The sequence below is a fragment of the Niabella ginsenosidivorans genome (assembly GCF_001654455.1).
GTDB classification, from domain to species: domain Bacteria; phylum Bacteroidota; class Bacteroidia; order Chitinophagales; family Chitinophagaceae; genus Niabella; species Niabella ginsenosidivorans.
On record NZ_CP015772.1, the window covers coordinates 2,436,936 to 2,463,845 of the forward strand.

Genomic DNA, 26,910 nt, shown 5'->3' on the forward strand with positions numbered 1-26,910 from the left:
CAGAAGTAATTCTTCCCCCCAACTAATCGTATTTTTATATAACAGCATACCATCTTGCTTTTACATTATGAGAAAGCAGCCGTTATACCGGTTTTTTCTGCACCTTTTATGGTTGACAATAGTGTTGTTCTATAATTTTACCGGCGGTGCCCAACAGACTACAGGATTTAATAAGGATAGTCTTAAACGCAGGATCACTGCTGCACCGCCGGATACCAATACAATTAATACATTGCTGAAACTGGGAGAAGAATACACTTTCCAATCACCAGATTCTGCGGCTAAATATCTGAATAAGGCCAACGTGCTCAGTGATCAGCTTCATTACCCGTCAGGTTTGATCCGGTACCGGTTTTTATACAGCGGATTATTAGAGGCGCAGGGTAATTTTGAAGAAGCCATAAAATCCAGCCTTGAAGCCGTTTACATTGCTCAGAAAAACAATTTAAAACATCTGTATGCAATAGCGCTCAGCAACCTTGCCATGGACTATCAGTTTAATGATCAATATGCAATGGCTGTGGCTTACTACCTGAAAGCCCTGCCGTTGCTGGAGAAGGAACAAAACCCCAATTTGGATGTATTATACGGTAATCTTTCCGGTGTGTACAATTTGCTCAAGCAGCCGGATAAAGCGGTCATTTACGCACGCAAAAGTGTAACCGCAGCGGAGCAAAAAAACGATGCCGATGCAAAAGGAGCTGCTTATGGCAACCTGGGCAACGTGCTTTTTTCTCTCAATGAACTGGATGCCTCCATTCAATACAGTAAAAAGGCTTACCAGGCAGCTTCTGAAATAAACGATAAGAACCTGGAGGCCATTTCACTGTTAAACATCGGGCAGGCTTATACTGAAAAAAAGGCATTTGACAGTGCGGATGCCGTCAATAAGAAAGCATTGCCGATAGCCGAAGCGTTGAATGACCCGGTCATTAAAGCCGGCCTGCTTTATTCCATGGCTAAAAATTCATTCAGGCAAAGGAAAATTCATCAGGCTAAAGATTGCCTCGATACCGCCATTCTCTTTGCGCAGGCCCACGATCAAAAAAGCAACCTCGCTAAAATGCTGTTATTAATGTCTGATGTACAAATAGCCGCAGGCAACACAGACCGTTATGTACAGTACCGGAACCAGTATGATTCATTAAACACTGCTTTACTGAATGAACCATTGCTGAAAAACATACAAAGCCTGGAAATACAATATGAAACGCAGAAGAAGGAGTCTGAAATACTCCATCACAAATTATTGCTGGAGCAAAAAAACAGGGAAACTACCCGGCAACATACAGAGCTGACAGCCTCTATGGCCGGCATCGCAGTATTGTTGCTTTTGCTTTTTGCGGGTTACCGTTTTTTCAGCCAACGGCAGCTTCTTGATAAGAAAAAGCTTGAAGCATTGGAAGCCAAACAAAAAAATGTACGCCTTGAAGCCATGCTCGATGGTCAGCAAGAAGAACGGCAGCGGATCTCCCGGGAAATGCATGATGATATGGCACCAGGACTGACCTCGCTGCTTTTTCTCAGCCGCTCCATTCCGGGCCAAAATACTGTAACGGATAAATTAACCAATACAGCCCGGGATCTGATGCAGAAAATGAACGAGATCATCTGGTCAATGAATCCGGAACAGGATACGCTGGATAGTTTTATTGCCTACACCCGGCTGCATATTGCCGAAATGCTCGACAATGCTCATCTTTACTATACCTTCTCCGTTGCTGACGATCTGCCTGCAGTAGCACTGCGACAGGAATTGCGCCGGAACATTTACCTGGTAATGAAAGAGGCGGTGCATAATATTATCCGGCATGCAGCAGCATCAAAAGTGCTGGTGACCATTCATGCAGAGCAATCGCTTCAGGTATTCATACAGGACGATGGCAAAGGAATACCTGCAACTGACCAGCCGCACCCGGGAAACGGGCTAAAGAATATGCGCAACAGGATGGCCGCCATAAACGGCACCCTCGATATCATTGCTGATAAAGGAACACGTATTATACTTTCCGTTCCCTTGTTGATAAACACCGGGCCTTTGCAGGCTGAAGCATAGCTTTGTTCTGCGCCTATTCAGGCAAATCCCGGAATAACGTTTTCAAGGGTGCCGTAAGAACATGTATCATTTCCGCGTCCGGACTTCCGCACAATTGTACGCGCCCGGCCGCCGGGCAAACAACGCAAAAAGAAAACTCAACATGACGGCAAAATGCACCCGCCCTTCAATGTATAACACCACCTATCCTTGGGATCGGGCATAAAAAAAAATCAAAGGACATCATACGTGCATTTTACATATAGACTCAATATCCGGCATTCTGTACCAGATTGGGGTTGGCCTGCAGTTCCAGCAGGGGAATGGGCAACCAGGTCTTATTTTCATTAAAATTATAGTTAACCGGTTTTGACAGTATCGCCACGCCGCTCCCGTTGCAGGTATAGGTAGTTTCGTCCAGGTTATTCATTACATCAACGGCAACACCATACCGTTTCAGGTCGTTCTATTGTTGCCATTCAAAGGCCAGCTCCAGCTGCCGTTCTTTTAACAGGCTGGTTGTAAGCGAAGTTTGGGTTGCAGTTGTTATGGCTCCCAGCCCGGCCCGTGCTCTTACCTGGTTAAGATAGGTTAATGCACCGGGAGCATCTCTCATATTATCTATCCGACATGCAGGCATCATATTGTAGAAAGCTGGGCAAGAATCTTTTGCTGCCTGCTCGTGTACCGGAATGATTTTGCCGCAATTTTGTATTTTTTAGCCGCTGTTTCTCTTTTTCAATAGATTCCTGTTACCTTTGTATTCCGAAAACCTCTAAAACCAAATACTTATGACACTGAATCAATTCCTCCTGGCTGACGAAATGGCCCAGGTGGAGGCTGTGTGGAGAGCCAAACTTGTTAAAGAGAAAGCGGATCAGGAATTCACTTACACGCTTTATCAGATCGATGATTTCTTTGTAAAAGTGCGGGCCCGTAAAAAAGACATGTCCTTATGCAACTTTGAATGCTTTGAAGATGAGCAAAGCGCGTTGACCGAACAATAAGAGCCTCTCCCCCTTTCGCTGGCTGCTGCTCTGACCCTTACAGGTCCGGCAATCAACAATATACCCTGTTCACAGAACCTTTATGCATTTTACCCGAGATGAAAAAGCTCTGTAAGAGGCACTGTGACCGGAGAATGATCTGCATTGGTTTCCATAATATCACGCATATAGGACCACCACTTTTGCATTACAGGGTGCAGTGCTAAATTATCCATTTTCTTACCTGGCGCCAGCTTCATCAGTGCAAACAGGTCATTGGTGGTCTGATCCCAGAAAATGGAATAATCAACGATCCCGTTCTGCTTTAATAATTGCTTTAGTTCCGGCCAGATCTCATCATGCCGTCTTTTATATTCAGCTTCAAAACCGGCAAATAGTTTCATTTTAAAGGCAATACGCTGCATGATCGTTATTTTGATGATTTGCTACCGCTCACTCATTGCACAGGAGCATGCACAAAATAACCTGAAATATTACCCCAGCCGTCCTGAACTGTCCTGTATTTCCTGTTTTCTCCTGAATACCGTGTGTTCTTATATTGAAAGTGAAATTCTTTACGGGCCAACTGCCCAAACAATACTGCTTGCCTTATACGAATAGTGATTCAGCAAAATTGTATATTTTCGATACTAAAAGATCCGCCTTGAAGAAAAAGACTGAATTGAAAACAAACACTTCAGAAACCTGGTTAAAATACCTAGGACTTACAGCACAACTGTTAGTGCTGATTGCACTGGCTGTGTATGCCGGCCTATGGCTGGACAGGAAGCTGCACGTTTCTCCGTTATTTTTAATAGTGCTACCTTTGGTGGTTCTTGGAGGAACCTTTTATAATCTTTATAAAGAGACGGTTAAGAAAAAATCTGATGAATAGTTATAATGCAAAAACTGCAATAAAAAGGCCTGTACGGCTTATGATAGCCCTGTTTATCCTTATCAGCTGCTTTTTCCTCTTTGGGAAAGATGCGCTGAGGGAAAACAATGTAGACAATACAGTAGTGCTTATTGGTAATCTTTTGCTTTTCCTGATCAGCCTTTTGAATATTTACCGTTCTGCAAGTGCCATCAACAACCCGAACCCACAGGTTTTTGTCCGCGTTTTTTACAGCGGGTTCGTCATCCGGCTGTTTGCCTGTGGCGCAGCTGCGTTTGTTTATATTTACACGCAACAGGGAAAGATCAACAAACCGGCATTATTCATCTGCCTGGGTATTTATATCATCTATTCCCTGATTGAAACAACCACGTTAAAGAAAATTTTCAACGACAGGAAGAGCAATGCCTAAGAAACAGGTTCCGATGGGGCAGCTGGCAGCCTATTTACCCGATCATACTTTTGAACCGGTGCTCCTGTACCTGGAGCATTACAAAGTACATTTAACCATTGCCCAGGGCAGAGCCTCGGTTCTGGGCGATTACCGCCACAAGATCAACACACAGCATCACCGCATCAGCGTAAACGGTAACCTGAATAAATACGCCTTTCTGATCACCTTATTGCATGAACTTGCCCACCTGGTTACTTTTGAGCAATACGGGCGCAGGGTAATGGCACATGGCAACGAATGGAAAAGAAATTACGGGCAGTTACTGGCACAGTTTATTGAGAAAAAGGTTTTCCCGGAAGACATTGAAACGGAATTAAAGCGCTCGCTTCATAATCCCGGAGCCTCTACCTGTTCTGAAGAAGGGTTGCAGCGCATTTTATACCGGTATGATGAACGGAAGGAACACTACTTCCTTATTGAGGAACTGCCGTTAGGAGCCCTGTTTGCCTTGCCGGGCGGGCGCGTTTTTAAAAGAGGTAAAAAGCGCACCAAGCGCTTTGAATGTACTGAACTAAAAACCGGAAAAACCTATTTGTTCAGCCCGGTATATGAAGTCTATGCTCCCCGGGAATACAGGGATCAGTAGCCGGGTTAAATAGTACCGTAATCCTCTTCCGCCCCTCCCAGGGAGGACATGTAGCCTATGAACCAACAACCGCAATCCAAAGACCAGTTCATACAACAAGAGCAATTGCCGGGGAGCACCTGAATATTCCTTCATCCACCGGATCTCAAAACAGGTATCTGTACCCTGCGTTCTTTACCTAGTTATAAAACGATGGATGCTGCGCCATTCCTCAGCACCTGCGACAGCGGCAGGCCCCGGCTCAAAATTATTGAAGAATGTCAAGAAAAACTCTAAAGAGCTTAATTTTTCTATTACCTTACTTCTGGAACCATTAATCTTTAAGGTACTCTATTCAACGATCAGCTGCTGCATCTTTTTACGGTTTCCAACGATCCAGATAATATCGCCCCATTCCAGCACCGTTGAAGATTCTGGATTTAATATCCGTTCCTTTCCTCTTTCAATACCCACTACCAGTCCGTTCGTTTTTTCGCGGATACCGGAATTGTGGATCGTCAAACCTTTCAGCTGTGTATGCTCATCTACCAGTATTTTTTGCAATACGATATCATCAATACTGGTATTATCGGTGTCATCATTTGCCAGTAACTCCTTGGCATCAAAAACCGGTTTAAAAGCAGCGATCTGCTCATCAGTAGCCAGTATCCCCACCCTGTCAAACGGCAGCAACCGGTTCTCTTTTCCCGGAGTATGAATGATCTTTTCACCGCGTTTGATATATACAATATTGATCCCGAACTGTTCCCTCCACTTCAGGTTCTTTAAAGATACACCAACCGCGGTTGCCTGGGGGTTTACATCCATTTCAAGAATATGCGCATCCCATGCCTGCATATTGGAACGCATCTCCCTGTTTTTTAGCTGGAGGTTATTTTCAATAGCATGCGCTTCCTCGGCTTCAATTTCCCGTTCATTCAGGTTGCGCATAAAACGCTTTTCAATGCGCTGGTAAAAACGCTGGATCCTGTTTGAAAAAGTCAGAATAACCAGAACCGTAATAGGAATGCCTACAAAAAGCGCTACGCGTGCCGGTACCAGCGCGTTTACATAGATCGCTATAAACAGGATCCCCAGAACGATCCTCAGGACCTCCACAATCAGCAAGGGGCCCCTGTTATATTTCTTATCTACCCATAACTCCTTGTACGCCTGGTTTTTTGGCCGGCCGGCCATAAATGCCCAAAAGAACGGCGCTGCTATACCCAGCGATACGATCAACGTAATGCTGTTCCTGAGGTTATCATGCTCAATCCGCTTATTGATAAAGGGCAGGATAAAATTCTCACTAAGCAACAGCAGGGCTATCAGTATGATCGTATTGCTCAGAATGATCCTCAGGTACGTTTTAAATACAACCTTCCAGTCGCTCTCTGCCTGTATCTGCTGCGTGCTCGAAGAATAGCTGTCCAGTTTCTGCACCCATCTGCCGGGCAATAGCTTTGCCAGCCAGTTATACAGTGGTTCAGAGAATTTAATAAAGTACGGCGTTGTAAAAGTAGTGATGGCCGAAGCGCCAACGGCCACGGGAAAAAGAAAATCGGAGGTCACCCTCAGGGATACGCCCAGCGTAGCCACGATAAATGCAAATTCACCTATTTGTGCCATGCTCATGCCTACCTGTACCGATTGCTTCAGCGGCTGACCGGAAATAAGGGCGCCGATCGTAGTGCTGATCATTTTGCCCAGTATGACCAGTAAAGTTACCACCAGTATCGGAGCGCCATACTGTCCCATTGCTTTCGGGTCGATCATCATCCCTACAGAAACAAAAAATACTGCCCCAAAAAGATCTTTAACCGGTTTTATCAGGTACTCTACTCTTTCCGCCAAAGTGGTTTCTGCAATGATGGAGCCCATAACAAATGCGCCCAGCTCCGCAGAAAAGCCCACTTTGGTTGCCAGCACCACCATTCCCAGGCAGAGGCCCAGAGCAAGGATCAGCAGGGTTTCTTCATCAAGCAGTTTCCGTGCAACCCTCAAAAAAGTAGGCAGCAAAAAAATGCCCACAATAAACCACATGGCAAGAAAGAACAGAAGCTTCAACACCGTAAAAAGGATCTGCATGCCTTCAAATTCCTTGGTAACGGCAATCGTAGAAAGCAGCACCATCAACAGGATGACGATAATGTCCTCTACCACCAGCACTCCAAATACAATACGGGCAAACTGCTTGGTTTTCATACCCAGTTCATCAAACGCCCGTAAAATAATTGTGGTAGAAGAGCTGGCCAGCATTCCTCCCAGGAACATACTGTCCATAGCACTCCAGCCCATCCATTTACCTGTAAAATAGCCGGCAATGATGATAAAGATAATTTCAGTAAAAGCCGTAATAGATGCCGCCCCACCAACACGCACCAGCTTTTTAAAGCTGAATTCCAGGCCAAGACTGAACAGTAAGAAAATAACACCGATCTCTGCCAGCGTTTTTACATTTTCCTGGTCAACAACATTAGGAATAAAAATAAAATGAGGGCTTACCAGGAATCCGGCTATAATATAACCCAGCACAAGGGGTTGCTTTATCCGTTTAAACAACAGGGTAATGATTGCACCGGCAATCAGGATCAGCGCAAGGTCCTCTATTAATTTTGGTAAATGCCCCATATATTATTGTTACACTAAGTTGGTGGTTTAGAAAATACGTAATTTTTTCTCATAAAAAAGGGCAATAACAAAATGCATGCAACTGCACCCGCCCAATTTCATAACAAATTTAGCTGATAAAAGTTGCATTTCCGGAAGTGAACCTTTGTTGAAATCAGTACGGGCATGGCTTTGCGCTGATAGTTGCCCCTTTTGCATTTCCGGTCCTAAGCATACCCTGAAATCGCAAATGATTTAAAAATATGACATAAGTCATACTATATACCAGGCAGGCTCCAATACACCATCCCCGTTGTATTTTTGCTGATGAACCTGTTATTACAATATGAAAAAAGATGTTTCGCCCCCCTCCCTGAAGAACAGCATTCTTTACAAGTACATTTTACCGGAATGGGAACCGGTAATTGAAGCAGGTAAAGAACGCAGATTCTTTAAAAAAGGAGCTGTTATATTCAGGGAAGGCGATGCAGTGAAAGGTATTTTCTTCCTGGAAACAGGCAAGGTAAAAATTCACCAGCATTGGGGCAGGGAAAAAGAGCTCATCATCGGTTTTGCAAAACCCGGAGACATGATCGGCTACAGAGGACTGGGTAAGGATAAGTTGCAGCATTCGTCTGCAACAGCTTTGGAACCTACGGAAGTAGCATTTATAACAACCCGGTTGCTGGAAACCACTATTACGTTAAATCCCAGGCTATCTTATGCACTGATCAACTTTTATGCAAACGAGCTGCAGCTTACGGAAACCAGGATGCGGAATATGGCGCTTATGGAGGTAAAAGGCAGGATTGCTGAAAATCTTTTATTATTAAGCCATCAGTTCGGCATCAATACAAAGGGATTTATCAATATCACCCTCACCAAACAGGACCTGGCTGCCTATACCGGTACTACATATGAAACACTTTCAAGGACCCTCCAGGAACTGAAAGCCGGAAAGCTTATTAAAACGGAGGGAAAATACATTGGTATTTTAAAAGAAAAGGAGCTCTTTTATATTGCACATCCATACCATAAATAAAACAAAGCCGCTTTTCCTCCGGTACTGCCAGCTCCTTTTGCTACCTTAATAAGCCGTTAAAGCCAGAACATTTTTTTTAAAAGTATGATATATGTCATACTTTTGAAGGATGGAAACAGATATTTATACCTCATCAAAGATTTATACCCCCATGATGGCGGGGTTATTTGCAGGCTATATTGCCACTTTACTCAACCTTTTTTATGACGTTTTATTCAGGGATTATACCCAATTTCCCCTGCATGAGCTCGTCAATGTGTCTACCATTATCTTTGCCACACTGTTCCTGCTTACCATAGCAGGAATTACTTATGCATTGTTTGAGCGGTTATCGTCAAAAGGCGGAATCTTATATACGATCTGCTCCGCGCTGTTTACGGCGCTTTGTGTTGCAGGCGCCCTGCATGTACACCGTACAAATAACAATATACTCAATAACGGGTTTCATCACCTTTTACTGGGCATTGTTTTAATAACAGGTATTGCAGCAACTTTTGCCATCCCTTATCTGGTAAAACATAAAAACCTGTTTATTTAAGGCACAAGCGTTATAGGCTAAAGAATAAGGCCTGTCAAAAGCTTTTTAAAGACCCCGATACCGCATATGGAGTCTCCGTTTCTCATCACCTTAAAAAGAGAAGCTGTCTTAAAAGAAAGAGGTCGTTATAAAATCCCGGGCCTTTTGGAGAAGCGGAACGCCGCCTGCCCGAAACTCCATGCCGGTGGGCAGTAAGGTATTCCTGCAATTACAGAGAATGTCCGGCTATGCTTCGCTGTTAATGGCAAATGCTGGAAGTTGCCGGAAATAAATCCACCTGAGGAACGTTATCCGAATCTCGCACCTGACCGGAGTTTTTGCTTCAAAAGCAAAACAGGCACCGGGAATGCGATTTCTGATACGGCCTTCTATCCTTTATCCTTCAATTTAACAGAACAGGGATTATACTCTGTGATCTGTATCCGTACAGGATTATTTTTTCAGTTCCTTGATTTTGATGCTCCGGAAAGATACCCGGTTGCCATGATCCTGCAATAAGATATGTCCCTGCGGGGCCAGGCCAAAATTGGGCCACTCTTTATATTTGCTTCTGGCAACCAAAGCCTCAAACTCGGCAGAACCGCGTTTGTATTCCAGCATTTTCCAGCCATTCAGCCAATGCTGTACCGTATTATCCGGGTAAACGATCACCATGCCCTTGTTCCATTCCCCAATCGGTTTACGGGCCCTGGGTTCCCTGTTGGATGTGATCATATCATAAAGAGAAGCCAGTGTACGGTTCCCGTTCACGCCCAGCTTTGCATCCGGATGGCGCTCATCATCCAGTATCTGGTATTCCAAACCGATAGCAGAGCCTCCGGTTTGTTCTTTTTCTGTTACAAAATATTTTACACCACTGTTGGCGCCTTCTGTCAGTTTAAAATCAAATTCCAGTATAAAGGCGCTGTACTGATCTCTGGTCACAATATCGCCCCCGTTCTGCGCTTCCTTTCCTTCAGATGCCAGCACGGTCAGCTCCCCGTTATTCACTTCCCAGCCTTTTACAGGAAAAGTTGTTTTATGCGCTCCCCGCCAGCCATTGGTAGTTTTACCATCAAACAATAAATGGAAGCCGTTCAGCTTTTCTGCTTCTGACAAATTATCCGGGATCATATTGACCACAAATATGTTATTGGGTTTTGAAGGCTTCAGATCTGTGGTTTTTATGCGAATATTTCTCCAGCGGATCTGCCGGCCCTCATCTTCTTTTTTCCTGATTCCATGCACCTGCAAAGCAATAAATCCCTTTGGTGTCATATCATCCACCAGGTAAGCGCAGGGGATCCCATTGACCCATGTACGTATCGTATTGCCAATGCATTCCAAATGTATTTTATTCCACTGGCCCTGCCGGAAGGCTTTTTTTGCCGCGGGGTTCAGATCCAGCGTATACAGCCAATCCCTCCGGGCTTCATCATAAATACCGCCTGTCCACGCCCTGGCAGAAGGATCAATCTCAAACTGGTAGCCATGCACTCTCCCGTTCTTATAAGCGGCATTACTTTCACTGCGGAACTGGATGCCGGAGTTCATCGTGCTGTCTACCTTAAACTCCAGTTCAAGGAAAAAATCGCCATACTCCTCATTAGATGCCAGAAAAGAGTTGGGCTGGCCGTACACGGTTGTTCCAACGATCTCACCGTTCTCAACGCGGTAGCTGGCCTTACCATTGAGCTGGCGCCACCCGGTCAGGTCTTTACCGTTAAAGAGTTGTTTCCATCCGGAACGCTGGGCATTTAACAGGAATGAGCCTGATAAACAAAAGGCAAGGATCAATAATTTTTTCATCTTATAGAATCGTTTTTGGTACTAACTTATTTTAAGAGGTAATTGCTAAGGTAGCTGCTTTCACTCAAAAGAAAAGAATAAACTATTCAAACGTTTTCGTAAAAAGCCAATAAATAAAATCCCTATATTCGTCACTCATACAATTATTGCCACATGAGTACAAACAGAAGAGTCTTTATTAAAAATGCCGGGCTGGCTGCTATTGCAGCAGGAATCGGAACGGCCATTCCCATGGAACTTTTAGCCGCTGTTAAAAAGTCCGTTTCACCTAATGATAAGATCGGCATTGGCGTTATTGGTGTAAAAGGCATGGGTTGGGCGGATCTTTCATCCATGCTTAAAGTGCCCGAAACACAATGCGTAGCGGTCTGCGATATTGATCAGAACATTCTGCAGCAACGGCTGGCAGATCTTTCAAAAATCAGCCCGCTGAAGCCGGCAGTTTATACGGATTACCGGAAGCTGCTGCAGAATAAAGATGTGGATGTAGTGATCATTGGCACGCCGGACCACTGGCATTGTCTGATAATGACAGACGCCTGCGCAGCCGGAAAAGACATCTATTGCGAAAAGCCGCTGGCTAATTCAATTTATGAAACAGAGCAGATGGTAAAAGCAGCACAGCACTATAACCGGATCGTTCAGGTAGGTCAGTGGCAACGCAGCCAGCAACACTTTAAAGATGCCATCAGCTATGTACAATCAGGAAAGCTGGGAAAAATTGCATCCGCAAAAACATGGATGTATCGCGGAGGTTCAGTAGCCTTACCGGTAGTGCCCAACACACCGGTGCCTGCAGGGGTAGATTATACCATGTGGCTGGGCCCTGCCAGAAAACGGCCGTTCAATAAAAACCGGTTCCATTATGAGTTTCGCTGGTTCTGGGATTATGCCGGTGGGTTAATGACCGATTGGGGCGTTCATTTAATTGACATGGTATTGCTGGGCATGAAAGCTGAAGTACCGCTTTCCGTAATGGCAACCGGTGGCAAATTTGTATTTCCCGGAGATGCCAGGGAAACTCCTGACCTGCAGACCACTCTTTATGATTTTGGCAATTTCCAGATGAGCTGGGAGCATAATATGGCCACAGGCGTTGGCCTTTATAATATGCAGCACGGAATTGCATTTATCGGAGAGAACGGAACGCTGCTGTTAAACAGGGGCGGATGGGAAGTGCGGCCGGAAGATAAAAAACTGGAGCCGGTAGCCTGGCAAAAATCAGTAGATAACGGGCTGAATCTGCATACCTCCAATTTTATAAACGTAGTAAAGTCCAGGGAAAAAGAAGCACTGCACTGCCCGGTAGAAGCAGGTGCACGGGTGGCCATTAATAGTCATATGGGCAATATTGCAGTGCGTACCGGGCAAAAAATTTACTGGGATAAAATAAAGAACCGGTTTAATAATACAGCGGCCAACCAACTGGTAAAACCCGTTTATCAAAACGGCTGGAAATTGCCCGCCTTTTAAATGTCCTATCTTTGCAGAAAGATCTTCTATGAAGCATTTGCTTTCCGGGGCCTTATTATTTGTGGTTTTGGGTTGTACGGACAAAGCGTTGCCTGTAACCGGAGATGATAGCCGGGTCATAGACCTTCCTGTACATCAAAAAGCCGATTATAAGCAGGCTACTGTTAGCCTTTTGGATATAAAAGAAAGCCGGTGCCCGATGAATGCCCGTTGCATCCGTGGCGGAGAGGCTATTGCAGATTTCCGTATCAGCGACCGGAGAAATACAGCCGACTTTTCTTTGTGCACCGGCCCCGATTGTCAGCGCCGGGATATAGAAAAAGCAGTAACCATTACATTAGGTAAGGAGCAATATCAGCTTGAACTACAAGCCATTACCCCTGACCCCACCGTAACATTGGAAAAGGGCATAAAAAAAGCAGTATTCCATATAAAAAAGATCCGCTAAAATGCTCCGGTCACCGCTTATACTATTTGATGGCGAATGCAATTTATGCAACAGAGCCGTTCAGTTTATTGTAAAAAGGGATAAAAAAGCGTTTTACAGATTTGCATCGCTGCAGTCATCCGTTGGCCGCAGCCTTATGCAGCAATATGCGATCCCACTGGACTATAGTTCAATTGTGCTGATTGAAAACGGGAAAGCATACCTGAAATCGACAGCAGCACTGCGCGTAGCCCGCCACCTGACCGGTTTTTGGCCCCTGCTCTCTCTTTTCCTCGCAATTCCCCGGCCAATCCGCAACCAGGTATATGACATTGTAGCCCGCAACCGGTACAAATGGTTTGGCAAAACAATGCACTGTATGGTTGCCCATCCGCAAATACAAAACAGGTTTCTTTCTTGAAGAGGAGACCGGGGTGCCTGTTTTCAGGCATTAGTTTATCAGAATTCAGACATGAGAATTGAGATATAAAACCTGCGGTCAGTTTTCAGTACTCACTCATCAGTAGCCAGTTATCACTTTTTAGCATCCAGCATCCTTGAACCGGCAGCCCGTCATCACAGCATTAAGAGGCCTCATTATAAGTGACTTTTTTGTCAGCCTGTTTTAGGCAGGAACAATCTGTTGATCATTGACCATGGACCATGAATTATTCCTCCCGCTCATGCCATGGAGGTCAGCCACCACACATTTCCAAAAGGGTCTTTAACGCCGCCGCTTAAACCATAATCCCGCTCTGCAATTTCATCAATCACTTCGCAGCCATTATTCAGCGCTTTACGCATGGTTTCCCTGGCATCCTCCACATAAACAAACAAATTAGCCGGGGCCGCGGCATATCCTTCGGTTACATTGGCGAACATAATATTACAGCCGTTGATCTGCACCTCTGCATGCATAATCTCCCTGCTGTCTTTATCACGATAGCTTTTAAACACTTCGGTTGCATTGAAAACGCGTTGCGTAAAGCCAATAAAATCTTCTGCATGTTGCAGAATAAGATAAGGCATCAAAGGCTGATGCCCTTTTGCTATTTTCATAAAAATACTTTTATAAAAAACAAACCCGGCCTTACTTTGTTGTGTTCTCAAAAAAAGGCAATAATTGTTCCCGCAGTTTTTCCGGCATTAGGACACGTTTCATGGTGACCGCCTCCATAAAATACAGAGTCACGTGTCCTTTTGCCAGCAGCTCCTTCTTTTCATTATACACTTCCTGATGAAAAGTAATACGGTGACCTTCCGGCAGCTCATGTAAATTGGCTGTAACCGTAATCAGCTCATCATATGTGGCCGGCCGGATGTACCTGCAATGAACTTCAATAACCGGCATAATGATCCCCATCGCTTCCATAGAAGCATAGGTAAAGCCCAGCCCACGGATCGATTCCGTACGGGCTACTTCAAAATAATCAATATAATTACTGTGATATACCACTCCCATTTTATCGGTATCGGCATATCTTACCCTGAATTGCGTTGCTGATGTAAACATGACACTTATTTTCCTATAGCCCTGTCTGCACTATATTTCCCCGGCCCGGTGATCAGCAAAACCACAAAAATCACCAGGAAGATGCCTGCCAGTTCGCCCTTCCCAAAGAAATCGCCGCCATGCGCAAAAAACAGCGCCACGCACATTGCAATAATTAAGGGAATGGTGGCCAGCCTGGTCAGCAGCCCGATAATAATCAGCAACCCGCAGAAAAATTCGGCAAAAATGGTCAGCCCCAAAGAGGCTTTCACTCCTATATGAAATGGGTCGGCAAATCCTTTTGCCGCCATTTCATTAAACCCTGTCAACTTCTGATACCCGTGGTTTAAAGCTATGGATGCCCCGGCAGTAATTCTGAGGAGCAATAATGACAAAGCTACATTGCCATCCTTATATTTTGTGCTGATCAGTTTCATTGCAATTGTTTTTGAAACAAACATAATCATATTTCTTTTTACAATGATCCCTTATGAAGAGAATTACATTTTAATGACCGGGAAACCGCGGTTCCGGTTATGAGCGGCCAGATCTCAGGTATTACAGGCAGGGAATGAACAAGGAATCATAAGTGAGCTCCATACAGCAGCCGGTCCTTTTCAACGATTTTTCAAAAATATATTAACAGGAATTGTATATTCGTTCTTAAAAAAAAGCATTTCTACATGTTCTCATTATTAGCCACCTACCTGTATCAGCATAAAAAGCTGACCCTGCCGGGCATTGGTCATTTTGAATTGGTTCCCAAAAATGCCGCTGCAAGCTATGACAGTATTGAGGCGCCGGGCTGGACCATTCATTTTACTGAAAACAAAACAGCTGCATCCGACGAAAACCCCGATAGCCTGTATCACTTTTTAAGCACTGAAGAAACATTGTCAAAAGAAGAAGCCCGGGAACAATTTGAAGAGTTTGCAAGGAACGTTCTTGTAAAGCTGAGCGATAATGAAACCGTTCACTGGGAAGACGTTGGCATCCTCGAAAAACCGGATGAACGGATCGCATTTACGCCGGCAAATCAGGCGGCCTCAGTATTTACCGGCATCACCGCTCAGAAGATCAGCAGGGATCATACCGAAGTGAACCACCCCGTGCTGATGGGCGACAAAGAGACCAGTTCCGGTGAAATAAGAGCGCATTATCTGCCGGAAACCGGATCCGGCAAAAATAATAAAACCGTATGGATCGTATTGGCCGTAGCTGTTATTGCTGCAACTGTATTTTTCCTGAAAAACGGATGCACTTTACAGTCTGCCGGGAACCATCAAAAAGCCGGAATTCAAAAATCATCTGAAACCTATAAGCTGAAATAACCGGCGTTTAGTTCCTGTTTGTCTGTATCACTCTGCGGGAAGTTCAACTAACAGACATCGTGCATACACGCATTACCTGAAATTCCCGCTGAACACGCTGAATACACTGCCCCTATCTGTACTCCGTAGCTTCGGAAAATGACATAAAAAAAGCTGCCCCGGAAAGGACAGCTCCCTGATAAATTCAAAATAAATTAAATAATGTCCATGGCCTTAACAAAAAAGGTGGTTACAAAGGGCAGTATCAATGTTAACCAGGGCCAGTGCGCGAAAATTGCAAACAGGAATGCTGCCGTTGAAATAAAAAACAGTATCCACATTAAACCCTTATTCTTTGTTCCTTCTGCCATTGCTAAAAATTTTTACAAAAATAAGGGAACTGTTTTACACTAAAAAACCGCCCTAAAAAAATAACCGCCGCCTGTCAAAAAAATTGCGGAAAACCGGAAAATATTTTTGAATGTGTACCATCGACACATTACCTTTATAGAAATTTGACTACAATAACGAGGACTAAACCATTTTAAGTGCCATTGAAAGAAAAAACATTCATGAAAATTCAGTTTTATATCAGGTTCCATACACAGTATGGAGAGAGCTTATGGGTCAGCGGAAATTGCAGGGAATTAGGCAAAGAAGACCCGGCAGGCAGCTTGCCGATGAAATATTATAATCATGACTATTGGTTCCTGGAGGTAGAGATGAGCACGTCCTGCCTGGCACAACCACTTTCTTACCACTACGCTTTCAGAAATAAAGAAGGCGAACTGATTCCGGAACAAAAAAACAGCCGGCTGATCCTGCTTCCCGAAACAACAGAAGACACCCTTGTTCTTTATGATACCTGGATAGCAACGGGCGAAATTGAAAACGCGTTTTATACAGCCCCTTTCAGGGAAGTTCTATTGCCTTCGGCAGTTGCTCCCGTTATACCCGCGCCATCACACACATTTGCAGTAAAAGCACCCCTGTTAAAAGAAAATGAAGCAGTTTGTCTTTTGGGGAATACGGAAGAATTACATAACTGGAAAACAGATAACCCTATCCTCATGAACCGGTGTGGTGATCACTGGTGCGCGCAGGTTCCCTTTTCAAAAAGTCTTTTGTCGTTTGAATACAAATACGGGGTCTATGACACCCGGAGGCAGCACCTGGTATGTTATGAAGAAGGCGGGAACAGGCTTTGCAGCTTTCCGTTCGCTCCAGGCACCAGAGTGGTCCTGCAGGATGGCTTTATCCGTCTGCCCAGCAATACCTGGCGCGGAGCAGGTGTTGCCGTTCCGGTATTCAGCCTCCGGAGCGAAAAAGGCATGGGTATTGGGGAGTTCAATGACCTGAAGCTACTGGCCGACTGGGCACAACGCACAGGCCTGAAGCTGATACAGATCCTGCCGGTAAATGATACAACCGCTACTTTTACCTGGCGTGATTCTTACCCCTATGCGGCTATCTCGGCCTTTGCCCTCCACCCTATTTACCTGAACCTTGATACCCTTGTAGCGGATAGTGATCAGGACCTGATCGCGGAGCTTGACCGGGAACGTCAAAAACTGAATGCCCCGGATGAGCTGGATTATGAAGCCGTATTAAAAACAAAGATCAAAGTGCTCAAAAAGCTGTTTGACCAATATGGCAGGCAACAATTGAGATCAAAGGCCTACAAACAGTTCTTTACGGCCAACCGGCACTGGCTGCAGCCATACGCGGTGTTCTGCTATCTGCGTGATAAATACAAAACCGTAGATTATTCCAAATGGAAGACCCATACCCAATATAAACCGGCGGATGTTGCTGCATTATTCAAAAGCAACCCGGTGGTTGATTTTTATTGTTTCCTTCAATATCATTTGCACCTGCAGCTGAAAGAAGCAGTAGCCTATGCGCATAAAAAGGGGGTGGTAATAAAAGGAGATATACCCATTGGGGTATACCGCTACGGATGCGATACATGGGTAGCCCCGGAACTGTATCATATGAACCTGCAGGCCGGGGCGCCCCCGGACGATTTTGCTGTTAACGGACAGAACTGGGGCTTTCCTACCTACAACTGGCAGCAGATGCAGCAGGATCATTTTGGCTGGTGGCGTAGTCGCTTTGAGCAGATGAGCCATTATTTTGACGCTTTCCGCATTGACCATATCCTTGGCTTCTTCCGGATCTGGAGCATCCCTTTAGAAGCTACACTGGGCATCATGGGGTATTTTGATCCGAGCATACCCGTTCCGGCCAACGAGTTTTACGACAGGGGCATTGCGTTCAGCGAAGACCGTTATAGTAAACCTTTTATCAATAATATTGTGCTGCAGGAAGTGTTTGGAGAAGAAACAGCTGCAATAAAAAAACAATTCCTTATTACCGAAAACGGATTTGATTATTCCTTTCTGCCGGAATTTGATACGCAACGGAAAATTGAAAACTGGTTTGCCCTGCCTGAAAATAAGCATAATTGCTCCCATCTAAAACAGGCGCTCCTCCGGCTACATGCCAACATACTGATACTGAAGCGCAGCAACCAAGAGCAGGTAGATTATTATCCAAGATTCGATCTGCATAAGACCCTGTCTTTCCGGGCATTGCCGCACGACCAACAGGAAAGGCTGAAAAGCCTTTATAACGATTATTATTTCAGACGCCAGGATTTGTACTGGAAAAAAGAATCTTTAAAGAAACTGCCACAATTAAAGGCAGCCACCAATATGCTGATCTGCGGGGAAGATCTGGGCCTTGTTCCTTCCAGCGTTCCTGAAGTAATGAAAGAACTGGGCATTCTGAGCCTTGAAATACAGCGAATGCCCAAGCAAACAGGCCTACAGTTCTTTGACCCGGCTGATGCGCCTTATTTATCAGTTGTTTCTCCTTCAACGCATGATATGAGCACCCTGCGGGGCTGGTGGGAGGAAGACCGTAAGGCAGCGCAGGTCTTTTATAACCGGTTCCTGCATCTGCCCGGTGAAGCGCCCCTGCATTGTGAGGCCTGGATCAATAAGGAGATCATCCGGCAGCATTTGCAATCACCGGCCATGTGGGCGATCTGCCAGATACAGGATCTGATGGGGAGTGATGAAGCCGTCAGGAGAAAGAATCCTCACGAGGAGCGCATCAATATTCCTGCAGACCCGCATCATTACTGGCGGTATCGCATGCACCTCACCCTGGAAGCGTTAAACAGTAATACCCGTTTTACAGAAATGCTGAGAGCAATGATCGCAGCCAGCGGCAGATAAAGAACAGATCTGTTCCTCTATCTTTGCGCAATGGGCCATGAGGTTATAATAAGACAGGTTGAAGAAAAAGATAATAAAATATTAGCCGGTATTATCCGGGACGCTTTTATACAATTTAAAGCCCCTACAGAGAATACGGTATTTGAAGATCCTACAACGGATCAGCTATACCAGCTGTTTAAAACACCGGGAGCTGTTCTATGGGTTGCCGGACAGAATGCAACCCTGCTGGGCTGTTGCGGTATATATCCTACACCAGGCTTACCGGAAGGCTGTGCAGAGCTTGTAAAATTTTACTTATCAGCCGCAGCAAGGGGAAAAGGCATTGGAAAGAAGCTGTTTACCCGGTGCCTGGAATCGGCACGGGAACTGGGCTACAAACAGGTATACCTGGAAAGCCTGCCTGAATTCAGCACGGCCGTTGGCATGTATCAGAAGCTGGGATTCCAATCCCTGGATCACCCGCTGGGCAATTCCGGTCATATCGGGTGTACGATCTGGATGATAAAGGCACTTATACCCTGATAGCAGTGCCCATCAGCCTTAAACGATCCTCTGTTTTGTTTTAAGGCACCATTAGCTCTTCATATAGAACATTAAACATATCAAATAGCCCAAAAATGCATCTGAATTTCATAAATTCATTGTCAGATGCACAGTATATATGCATTTTTTACAATACGGACCGTGTACAGCCTGATACAGCCTGTGTTACCCAGCTGCACTCATCAACCTGGTAAATCTGCTCACTTGTTTAAGATGAAAGAAAATCTAAAAACGCAACAGCGGGTATAAAGCTCAATAACTACCTGTACCCTGCTCTCCTTTTACAATGGCTACGCCGGCACTGCATCCCAGCCTGGTAGCCCCGGCATTTATCAGCTCTTTTGCAAAAGCATAATCGCGGATGCCGCCACTGGCTTTAATTTGAACCTGCGGAGGCAAATGTTTCTTAAACAGCTGAACGGCATGCACACTGGCCCCTTTTTCTGCATAGCCGGTTGAGGTTTTCAGGTAATCAATGCCCGCTGCGCCATATAATTCGCAGCACCTGATGATTTCATCATCCGTTAATACGCCGCTTTCAATGATCACTTTAATTACTTTGCCTTTTTCTTTAATTACCGGCAGCAGGTGGTTGATCTCATTGGCCAGGTATTGCCAGTCGTTATTTTTCAATGCGATCAGGTTGAGCACTATATCCAGTTCGTCTGCCCCGTCAACCAATGCCAGTACTACCTCGGCCAGCTTGGCTTCAATAGCTGAATACCCAAAAGGGAATCCTATGACGGTGGCTGTTTTAACAGGTGTGCCCTGCAATAGTTCTTTTGCCTTTTTTACAAAAGGCGGAGGTACGCAAACCGCCGCAAAGCCGTATTCTTTTGCTTCGCTGCACAGTTTTTCAATATCGCTGACCAGTGTGGTTGGCTTTAAAATAGTATGATCAATATATTTTGCTACGTTCATCAGTTGTTATTTTAGAATACAAACTTCGGGTAAATTCCGGAATGAAAAAGAAAAAATAAGCCCGTATCACAGGTAGTCAGCCCCGCAGTAATTACCGTTGATAGCATTTACAAGTATATAAGACTTATGCATTACCGTTCCAATTGCTGAAACCGGGTACCGTTCTTAACCGTTATGGCCGATCCTTCTGCCAGGAATACAGAAGCAGGCTGCCGGTTGTTCAAAAAAGCAAACGATCTGCCATATGTTTTTTCAAAATCCACATCCAGCCAATAATCCAGCACATCATACACCTGCCACCGGGGATGTGTTACTTCATATGCTGAGGTGGTGCTTTCATTTACTTTAGCATATCCCCAGTAATTCTCCGTTATAAAGGCAGCTTCACTGTCATCAGCCATATCTTTCAACAGCGTGCCTGCCACTGCCCGCATCACATGCCAGCGTTTTCCCTTACACCACCGGTAGGTGAACTGCTGTTTATCTTCCCTGCGGATCTGTTGCATAATTCATCAGGATCAGCTTTCTCCGCTCTGCAGACAGAGAATTCCTTTTTGCACGATCTATAAAGTTATCAGCCCATTTGATCCCTGCAAACATAAGCAGACACAAAGGAGTCCGCTAAAAGCCGCTATAGCATTCATTTCTTTAAAAGATTCCCGCAGCTACCCTTATCTTTGCGGAAATTTTCTGGTATGTTTCGTACGCAAACCTGCGGTGCCCTAAGGATCGCAGATGTAAATAAAGAAGTGACCCTGGCTGGTTGGGTGCAAACCGTTCGTAAGTTTGGCAGCATTACTTTTGTGGATCTGAGGGATCGTTATGGTATTACCCAACTATTGTTTTCGGAAGCATTGAATGACCAGCTGGATGCCAACCCTCTGGGCCGCGAGTTTGTATTGCAGGTAAAAGGAACCGTAAGTGAGCGCAGCAATAAAAATAAAAATATCCCTACCGGTGATATTGAAATACTGGTAGATGCATTTACAATACTGAATAAAAGCATAACGCCCCCGTTTACCATACAGGATGATACCGACGGGGGGGATGATCTGCGGATGAAATACCGGTATCTGGACCTGCGCCGTAATGCCGTAAAAAAGAACCTGGAGCTCCGGTATGCTGTAAACCGGGCTACAAGAGATTACCTGCACCAGCAGGGCTTTATGGATATTGAAACGCCATTCCTGATCAAATCTACACCGGAAGGAGCAAGAGACTTTGTGGTGCCCTCCCGTATGAACCCCGGCGAGTTTTATGCGCTGCCCCAATCGCCCCAAACCTTTAAGCAATTACTGATGGTAAGCGGATATGACCGTTATTACCAGATCGTAAAATGTTTCCGGGATGAAGACCTGCGGGCCGACCGCCAGCCGGAATTTACCCAGATTGACTGTGAAATGTCTTTTGTAGAACAGGAAGACATTCTGAATATGTTTGAAAACCTGATCAAATATATTTTTAAAACGGTAAAGGATATCAACTACACAGAAACGGTAGAACGCATGAGCTGGGAAGAAGCCATGTGGCAGTATGGCAATGATAAACCAGATACCCGCTTTGGCATGCAACTGCTGAACCTTAAATTCCCGCAGTACGTTTTCACCCAAAAACAAAGCAATGCCCATCTGATCGATGGTGCCGGCTTTGGCGTGTTCGACAGTGCAGAAACCGTTATTGCCATTGCTGTTCCGGGCTGTAGTGAATATAGCCGCAAACAAACAGACGAATTAACAGAATGGGTAAAACGCCCGCAGATCGGAATGAAGGGATTGGTATTTATTAAATATAATACAGACGGCACCTTCAAAAGCAGCGTTGATAAATTTTATAATGAAGCGCAGTTAAAGGCAATAGCTGCCGCTGCACAGGCGCAACCCGGCGATCTGATCCTGATTTTAGCGGGGCCGGAAGAACGTACCCGCAAAGCAGTCAGTGAACTGCGCCTGGAGATGGGGAAACGTCTTGAGCTGAGGAAGGACAATGAGTTCAAATTGTTGTGGGTACTGGATTTCCCGTTGTTTGAGTACGCTGAAGATGAAAATCGCTGGGTGGCAAGGCACCATCCTTTTACTGCTCCCAAGCCGGGAGATATTGAAACAATGATCAGCAATGATCCGAAAATTGAAAATGCATCGGATTACCTGAAGCACCCTTACGCCCATATAAAAGCAAATGCCTATGATATGGTGCTGAACGGAAATGAGATCGGTGGCGGCAGCATCCGTATTTACCAGAAAGAGCTGCAACAGAAAATGTTTGAGGCACTGGGTATGGATGCGCAGGAGCAGCAGCATAAATTCGGGTTCCTTTTAGGCGCTTTTGAGTATGGCGCGCCACCGCATGGGGGTATCGCCTTCGGGTTCGACCGCCTGTGCGCTATCTTGGGTGGCAGCGAAAGCATCCGCGATTTCATAGCGTTCCCCAAGAACAACAGCGGCCGTGATGTAATGCTGGATGCACCGGCAGGTATTGACGACAAACAACTTAATGAGCTGCAGATCCAATTGAACCCGCAATAGCAATTGCGGCCTGTAGCCAGAATATTAAAAATACAAATCATGTCTGTAAATAAGGAAGTAAAAAGAGTGACCACGCACACACTGGCAAAAATGAAAGAAGCCGGTGAAAAGATCAGCATGCTCACCGCTTATGATTTTTCCTTTGCCCGTATTATAGACAGCGCCGGCATTGATGTGATTTTGGTAGGCGATTCTGCCTCCAATGTTATGGCCGGGCATGAAACCACTTTACCAATCACTTTAGACCAGATGATCTACCACGCCCAATCGGTTATCCGGGGTGTAAAACGTTGCCTGGTGGTAGTGGACCTCCCTTTTGGCTCCTATCAGTCCAATTCTGAAATAGCGCTGGCTTCAGCCATCCGTATTATGAAAGAGACCGGCGCACATGCGGTAAAATTAGAAGGTGGTGAAGAGGTGGTAGATTCCATAAAAAAAATAACCTCTGCCGGCATTCCTGTAATGGGGCACCTGGGGCTGACGCCACAATCGATTTATCAATTCGGTACTTATGCTGTACGCGCAAAAGAAGAAGCAGAGGCCAGTAAATTGCTGAAAGACGTTGAACTGGTTCAGGAAGCCGGGGCCTTTGCATTGGTGCTGGAAAAAATACCCGCAGCGCTTACCCAACAGGCTACTGACAAACTAAAGATACCGGTGATTGGCATCGGCGCAGGGCCGCATTGCGATGGGCAGGTACTGGTTATGCACGATATGCTGGGCATTAATACAGAGTTTAAGCCAAAGTTCTTACGGCAATACCTGAATATTTTTGAGCAGGCAACAAAAGCAGTTCAAAATTATATTGCAGATGTAAAATCCGGTGATTTTCCTAATGAACAGGAGCAGTATTAAATATAAAATTTAGAATTTAAAATTTCTCACTAAAACTTATACCGGAGAGCAATTTTAAAGCTTCGGCCAACTAACGGGCGAGCTATAAAGGAAGTAGCCCCGGCATCATTACTCTGGAACTCCCCCTGACGTGGATTCCCTTCAGTAAGGCCCAGAGAATTGCCAAGATTATCAATCACCCCGAAAATTGAAATTTTGTCGTTCAGTTTCACCTGGGCATTCACATCAATTTTTGTATAGCCCGGAAGCGACACAGAATTTGCCACATCTACATAGCGTTCTCCTTCGTATTCGACAACTGTTTGCAGGCGCAGGCGATCGCGGAAAAAATTGAAACCGGGAATAACCCTTAATGAAGTTGCCGGCACCCTGATGAGCTGGTTATTATTATAATCGATCAATGTTCCTGAATTATCCGTATAGACATATCCTTTATATTGACCATGCTGTAAGGTAGCGGTAGCTGAAATATCAAACCATTTTACGGGATAATAACCGCCTTCCAGCTCCAGCCCAAGGGTTTGGGTATTTGCATACAGGTTTTCCTGGGTCTGATTTCCATCCGGATTAAAAACATAGTTGGTAAAGCCCACATTATTGTACCTGGTCCAAAAGCCCGTAGCATACAGCGAAAGCACCGTACTGCTGTATTTATATCCTATTTCCCCAAGCTGCATTGTTTGAGTTACAGGTTCTGCAGTGGCGTTGGTTACATAAGAACCCAGGCCCGGAATGCGTGCTGCGGAAGTATAGCGGGCAAAGGCGCCCATATTATTTGAGAACTGATAATTGGCACCCACCGTCCAGGTAGTAAAATTAAAGCCACGGTTATAGCTTTGGAAGATCCCATTGCCGGTTAAAATATTAGACGTTGCAAAGGTTCCCAGGTCTACACTCTTTGTTTGTTCTACCACACCTTTTGTTTGTGCATTTTCCCAGCGCAACCCTGCATCAATACGAAATGCAGGAGTTATTTGCCACTCGTCACTAACATAAACCGCATTGGTGGTCTGCTCACCATGCGCATCCGCCCATTCATATCCATACCGGTAGATTCCATTATCCGTAAATGTTTTTAGTACCTTTCCACTGGCATCCATGGCTACAAGATTCAGTAGCCGGGCATTATCCTGAACGTCCAGCAATGCAACAGAAGAATACCTGCTAAAATCTTCGTCGAAGTGAGAATAATAGTACCCAAAATTAAAATCGTGTTTTGAAGAACCGGTAACAAATACATGCGAAAGGTGCAAATCATTTGCAATTTCGGTCAGTGGCAGTGTAAGCCCCCGGATGCCGCCAAGGATTACAAGGCCATTGCCGTTCTGAGTTGTATTATCAAAAGTTGTACCGGTACTTACATACTGCAATCCTAAGCGCTGTGCACCCGGAACAGTGGCGAGCAGGGCTGATTGGCTTGACAGCAATGAATCGGCTGTAAGTAGCGTATTCGGGTACACGCCATTGCGCTGCGTCTGTGTGTTATCATAACGGATCGTATTTTTTAAGATCCAGTTATCAAAGATCTCCGTTTTAAACCGGGCTGTCAGCTGGCTTCTTTTTACAGATGTTCCAACCGTATTGTCAAAATGGTACAGGCTGCCGTCTCCCTGGATCATATTGACTCTTTCTGTTTCAGGGCCGGCAATTGTTCCGTAATTACCATCAAACCCCGGCACGGCTACTATTTTCCCGCTCTTACGCGTCATAGGAATTCCCAAATAAAAAATCACGTTATCATCCAACCGCTTAAAATCGATATCAAAGGATGATTTTTCCCATTTCTTACCGATCGAGACCCTGAACTGGCCTCCGTGGTTGCCACTGAAACCGGGATCGCGCACTCCCGTTCCTGTGCGGTAAAACCCGCCTGCCGATAATTTCCAGCCATCCCCCACCGGCGCTCCTACCCAAAAATCGCCGCGATAGAAATTATCGCTCCCCAGGCCCAGTTTAAAAATGCCTTCTGTTTTATTGCCAACAGCGCGTGGAATATAATTGACCGCTCCTGCGGGTGCATTTGAATAAAACACAGAGGAAGGGCCGCCCCGGACCACTTCAATAGACTGAATGGTTTCATCCAGACGAAACACCTGGTCCACATTCAGGTAGCCCAATGCGGGATCGTGTTGCACGGGAATGCCGTCTTCCAGTAGCTGGATGGATCCGTAACCATCTACAGGAACCCCTCTTGCCCTTACATTTCCGCTTCCTTCACCGCCGGATGATTCCACCCAGAAACCCGGCACAGATTTTAAGGCCTCGGTAACACTTGTAGGCGCCTGCAGGCTAAGCGCATTATATCCTATGGTTGTAACCGAATAGCTGGTTTCCAGTTTGGTGCGGTTTTGGGCGCCGGCGCGTCCGGTCACAATCACTTCCTTTAAATCATTCGCTGTCGATCGTAATTGAATCAGCAACGATTTGCCGGAATTGGCCGCCATATTATAATCGGATAAGGTCTGGGTTTGAAAACCAACATGGGAGACCACAAATGAATAAGAAGCTCCTGCCGGTAAATTGTGATAAGTGAAAATACCTGAGGAATCTGTTTGCGTGGCATCCGTTTGACCGGTGCTTTTATTCTTTGCCAGAACAGAAGCATTGGCTATCGGCATTCCGTTCTCATCAGTTACCTTACCTGTTATTTCACTGCCGTTTTGCGCATTTCCAATAACCCGGATATGACAACATATTGCCAGTAATAAAAGATACAGGAGTTGCCTGGTTTTGATAGTTGATGGGATCATAAACTGATTATAAGGTTTATTTTTTATTATATGATTTACAAAACTTCAGGCACCTGCGGGATCACACTTGACTATCTGCGAAACGCAAAGATCTTAAAACTTCAAAACATCAGTATTTCCTTATTATTAATTTTTATGATCTCAAATGGAGGTTGCGTCAGGCATATTTTATCGTTATATTTCAAAAAGGCAAACTTTTTTTCGGGAATTTATAAACTAAAAATAGCCAAGTTTAATCGAATAAGCAAATCTGAGGCAAACAGGAATGATTGGATGATTCCCATGTTTGAGCAAAAAAGCAGCTGATGGTAAGTTCCGTTTATAGATTTAGCAGCAACCACCCGGGCTTTTATAGTAAAATTTGCGGTATGAGGTCTCCGGCTTATACATTCATTCTATGTTCTTCAGCGCCTGTATCGCTAAAAGAAAACGGCCTTTTTTGTAATGAAGTTTTAA

The 26,910-nt window shown here is 45.1% G+C and carries 25 protein-coding genes and 1 pseudogene; 15 read left to right on the top strand and 11 right to left on the bottom strand.

Annotated elements, in window-relative coordinates; genetic code table 11:
* Nucleotides 1–67: 67 nt before the first annotated feature.
* The gene (locus A8C56_RS10165) at nucleotides 68–2,056 is read left to right on the top strand and encodes an ATP-binding protein (RefSeq protein ID WP_067755337.1); all 1,989 of its coding nucleotides are present in this window, start codon (nucleotides 68–70) and stop codon (nucleotides 2,054–2,056) included.
* A 247-nt stretch (nucleotides 2,057–2,303) separates the two neighbouring features.
* Here the strand turns inward: A8C56_RS10165 and A8C56_RS25030 are convergent.
* A pseudogene (locus A8C56_RS25030) lies at nucleotides 2,304–2,678 on the bottom strand (RagB/SusD family nutrient uptake outer membrane protein).
* Between the two features lie 148 nt (nucleotides 2,679–2,826).
* Between A8C56_RS25030 and A8C56_RS10170 the strand changes: the two are divergent.
* Complete coding sequence (locus A8C56_RS10170) at nucleotides 2,827–3,042, top strand: hypothetical protein (protein WP_067755339.1); 216 nt, start codon at nucleotides 2,827–2,829, stop codon at nucleotides 3,040–3,042.
* An 89-nt stretch (nucleotides 3,043–3,131) separates the two neighbouring features.
* Here the strand turns inward: A8C56_RS10170 and rhaM are convergent, their stop codons facing one another.
* The gene (rhaM, locus tag A8C56_RS10175) at nucleotides 3,132–3,446 is read right to left on the bottom strand and encodes an L-rhamnose mutarotase (protein WP_067755341.1); all 315 of its coding nucleotides are present in this window, start codon (nucleotides 3,444–3,446) and stop codon (nucleotides 3,132–3,134) included.
* A gap of 239 nt (nucleotides 3,447–3,685) precedes the next feature.
* On the opposite strand from rhaM, the gene A8C56_RS10185 reads away from it, so the two are divergent.
* The 3 genes from A8C56_RS10185 to A8C56_RS10195 are packed head-to-tail and all read left to right on the top strand — an operon-like array spanning nucleotide 3,686 to nucleotide 4,956.
* The gene (locus A8C56_RS10185) at nucleotides 3,686–3,916 is read left to right on the top strand and encodes an AtpZ/AtpI family protein (protein WP_084490153.1); all 231 of its coding nucleotides are present in this window, start codon (nucleotides 3,686–3,688) and stop codon (nucleotides 3,914–3,916) included.
* 40 nt (nucleotides 3,917–3,956) lie between these two features.
* Complete coding sequence (locus A8C56_RS10190; RefSeq protein WP_245645834.1) at nucleotides 3,957–4,328, top strand: hypothetical protein; 372 nt, start codon at nucleotides 3,957–3,959, stop codon at nucleotides 4,326–4,328.
* The gene (locus A8C56_RS10195; protein ID WP_067755349.1) at nucleotides 4,321–4,956 is read left to right on the top strand and encodes a SprT-like domain-containing protein; all 636 of its coding nucleotides are present in this window, start codon (nucleotides 4,321–4,323) and stop codon (nucleotides 4,954–4,956) included. Before A8C56_RS10190 ends, A8C56_RS10195 begins: the two co-directional genes overlap by 8 nt.
* Before the next feature lie 330 nt (nucleotides 4,957–5,286).
* On the opposite strand, the gene A8C56_RS10200 is transcribed toward A8C56_RS10195, so the two are convergent.
* Nucleotides 5,287–7,566, bottom strand: a complete 2,280-nt coding sequence (locus tag A8C56_RS10200; protein ID WP_067755351.1) for a cation:proton antiporter domain-containing protein — start codon at nucleotides 7,564–7,566, stop codon at nucleotides 5,287–5,289.
* 325 nt (nucleotides 7,567–7,891) lie between these two features.
* Here A8C56_RS10200 and A8C56_RS10205 point away from each other — a divergent pair, with 325 nt between their 5' ends.
* Both A8C56_RS10205 and A8C56_RS10210 read left to right on the top strand, forming a co-directional pair.
* Entirely contained in the window at nucleotides 7,892–8,587 is a 696-nt protein-coding gene (locus A8C56_RS10205; RefSeq protein ID WP_067755356.1) for a Crp/Fnr family transcriptional regulator, read from the top strand.
* 109 nt (nucleotides 8,588–8,696) lie between these two features.
* Nucleotides 8,697–9,125, top strand: coding sequence for a hypothetical protein (locus A8C56_RS10210; protein ID WP_067755359.1), 429 nt, complete (start codon nucleotides 8,697–8,699; stop codon nucleotides 9,123–9,125).
* A 432-nt stretch (nucleotides 9,126–9,557) separates the two neighbouring features.
* On the opposite strand, the gene A8C56_RS10215 is transcribed toward A8C56_RS10210, so the two are convergent.
* Complete coding sequence (locus A8C56_RS10215) at nucleotides 9,558–10,913, bottom strand: 3-keto-disaccharide hydrolase (RefSeq protein WP_067755361.1); 1,356 nt, start codon at nucleotides 10,911–10,913, stop codon at nucleotides 9,558–9,560.
* A gap of 153 nt (nucleotides 10,914–11,066) precedes the next feature.
* Here A8C56_RS10215 and A8C56_RS10220 point away from each other — a divergent pair, with 153 nt between their 5' ends.
* From A8C56_RS10220 to A8C56_RS10230, 3 genes are read left to right on the top strand one after another with little or no spacing between them, the layout of a single operon-like run.
* Nucleotides 11,067–12,386 carry a Gfo/Idh/MocA family protein gene (locus A8C56_RS10220; protein WP_067755363.1) on the top strand — a complete coding sequence of 440 codons (1,320 nt, stop codon included), beginning with the start codon at nucleotides 11,067–11,069 and terminating at the stop codon, nucleotides 12,384–12,386.
* Between the two features lie 28 nt (nucleotides 12,387–12,414).
* Nucleotides 12,415–12,834 (top strand): hypothetical protein, encoded by a 420-nt coding sequence (locus tag A8C56_RS10225; protein ID WP_067755366.1) that lies wholly within the window; start codon nucleotides 12,415–12,417, stop codon nucleotides 12,832–12,834.
* A 1-nt stretch (nucleotide 12,835) separates the two neighbouring features.
* Complete coding sequence (locus tag A8C56_RS10230; RefSeq protein ID WP_067755369.1) at nucleotides 12,836–13,234, top strand: thiol-disulfide oxidoreductase DCC family protein; 399 nt, start codon at nucleotides 12,836–12,838, stop codon at nucleotides 13,232–13,234.
* A gap of 260 nt (nucleotides 13,235–13,494) precedes the next feature.
* Here the strand turns inward: A8C56_RS10230 and A8C56_RS10235 are convergent, their stop codons facing one another.
* From A8C56_RS10235 to A8C56_RS10245, 3 genes are read right to left on the bottom strand one after another with little or no spacing between them, the layout of a single operon-like run.
* The gene (locus A8C56_RS10235; RefSeq protein ID WP_067761858.1) at nucleotides 13,495–13,872 is read right to left on the bottom strand and encodes a VOC family protein; all 378 of its coding nucleotides are present in this window, start codon (nucleotides 13,870–13,872) and stop codon (nucleotides 13,495–13,497) included.
* A 31-nt stretch (nucleotides 13,873–13,903) separates the two neighbouring features.
* On the bottom strand, nucleotides 13,904–14,326 hold the full coding sequence (locus A8C56_RS10240) for an acyl-CoA thioesterase (RefSeq protein ID WP_067755372.1): 423 nt from the start codon (nucleotides 14,324–14,326) through the stop codon (nucleotides 13,904–13,906).
* 5 nt (nucleotides 14,327–14,331) lie between these two features.
* Complete coding sequence (locus A8C56_RS10245) at nucleotides 14,332–14,766, bottom strand: DoxX family protein (protein WP_245645836.1); 435 nt, start codon at nucleotides 14,764–14,766, stop codon at nucleotides 14,332–14,334.
* A 222-nt stretch (nucleotides 14,767–14,988) separates the two neighbouring features.
* On the opposite strand from A8C56_RS10245, the gene A8C56_RS10250 reads away from it, so the two are divergent.
* On the top strand, nucleotides 14,989–15,636 hold the full coding sequence (locus A8C56_RS10250; protein WP_067755375.1) for a hypothetical protein: 648 nt from the start codon (nucleotides 14,989–14,991) through the stop codon (nucleotides 15,634–15,636).
* 194 nt (nucleotides 15,637–15,830) lie between these two features.
* On the opposite strand, the gene A8C56_RS24675 is transcribed toward A8C56_RS10250, so the two are convergent.
* Entirely contained in the window at nucleotides 15,831–15,986 is a 156-nt protein-coding gene (locus A8C56_RS24675) for a hypothetical protein (RefSeq protein ID WP_169818767.1), read from the bottom strand.
* A gap of 201 nt (nucleotides 15,987–16,187) precedes the next feature.
* Between A8C56_RS24675 and A8C56_RS10260 the strand changes: the two genes are divergently transcribed.
* A complete protein-coding gene (locus A8C56_RS10260) occupies nucleotides 16,188–18,860 on the top strand; it encodes a 4-alpha-glucanotransferase (RefSeq protein WP_067755389.1) in 2,673 nt (890 codons plus the stop codon).
* Nucleotides 18,861–18,890: 30 nt separating this feature from the next.
* Nucleotides 18,891–19,385 (top strand): GNAT family N-acetyltransferase, encoded by a 495-nt coding sequence (locus A8C56_RS10265; RefSeq protein WP_067755392.1) that lies wholly within the window; start codon nucleotides 18,891–18,893, stop codon nucleotides 19,383–19,385.
* A gap of 273 nt (nucleotides 19,386–19,658) precedes the next feature.
* On the opposite strand, the gene deoC is transcribed toward A8C56_RS10265, so the two are convergent.
* A complete protein-coding gene (deoC, locus tag A8C56_RS10270; protein WP_067755395.1) occupies nucleotides 19,659–20,327 on the bottom strand; it encodes a deoxyribose-phosphate aldolase in 669 nt (222 codons plus the stop codon).
* A 131-nt stretch (nucleotides 20,328–20,458) separates the two neighbouring features.
* Nucleotides 20,459–20,833: a DUF2071 domain-containing protein gene (locus tag A8C56_RS10275; protein ID WP_067755398.1), complete on the bottom strand. Its 375-nt coding sequence runs from the start codon at nucleotides 20,831–20,833 to the stop codon at nucleotides 20,459–20,461.
* Between the two features lie 189 nt (nucleotides 20,834–21,022).
* On the opposite strand from A8C56_RS10275, the gene aspS reads away from it, so the two are divergent.
* Together aspS and panB are read left to right on the top strand one after the other, a co-directional pair.
* Nucleotides 21,023–22,849: an aspartate--tRNA ligase gene (aspS, locus tag A8C56_RS10280; RefSeq protein ID WP_067755399.1), complete on the top strand. Its 1,827-nt coding sequence runs from the start codon at nucleotides 21,023–21,025 to the stop codon at nucleotides 22,847–22,849.
* Nucleotides 22,850–22,888: 39 nt separating this feature from the next.
* Nucleotides 22,889–23,704, top strand: a complete 816-nt coding sequence (gene panB / locus A8C56_RS10285; RefSeq protein ID WP_067755401.1) for a 3-methyl-2-oxobutanoate hydroxymethyltransferase — start codon at nucleotides 22,889–22,891, stop codon at nucleotides 23,702–23,704.
* 29 nt (nucleotides 23,705–23,733) lie between these two features.
* Here panB and A8C56_RS10290 read toward each other — a convergent pair whose 3' ends face one another.
* Nucleotides 23,734–26,454 carry a TonB-dependent receptor gene (locus A8C56_RS10290; protein WP_067755405.1) on the bottom strand — a complete coding sequence of 907 codons (2,721 nt, stop codon included), beginning with the start codon at nucleotides 26,452–26,454 and terminating at the stop codon, nucleotides 23,734–23,736.
* Between the last annotated feature and the right edge of the window lie 456 nt (nucleotides 26,455–26,910).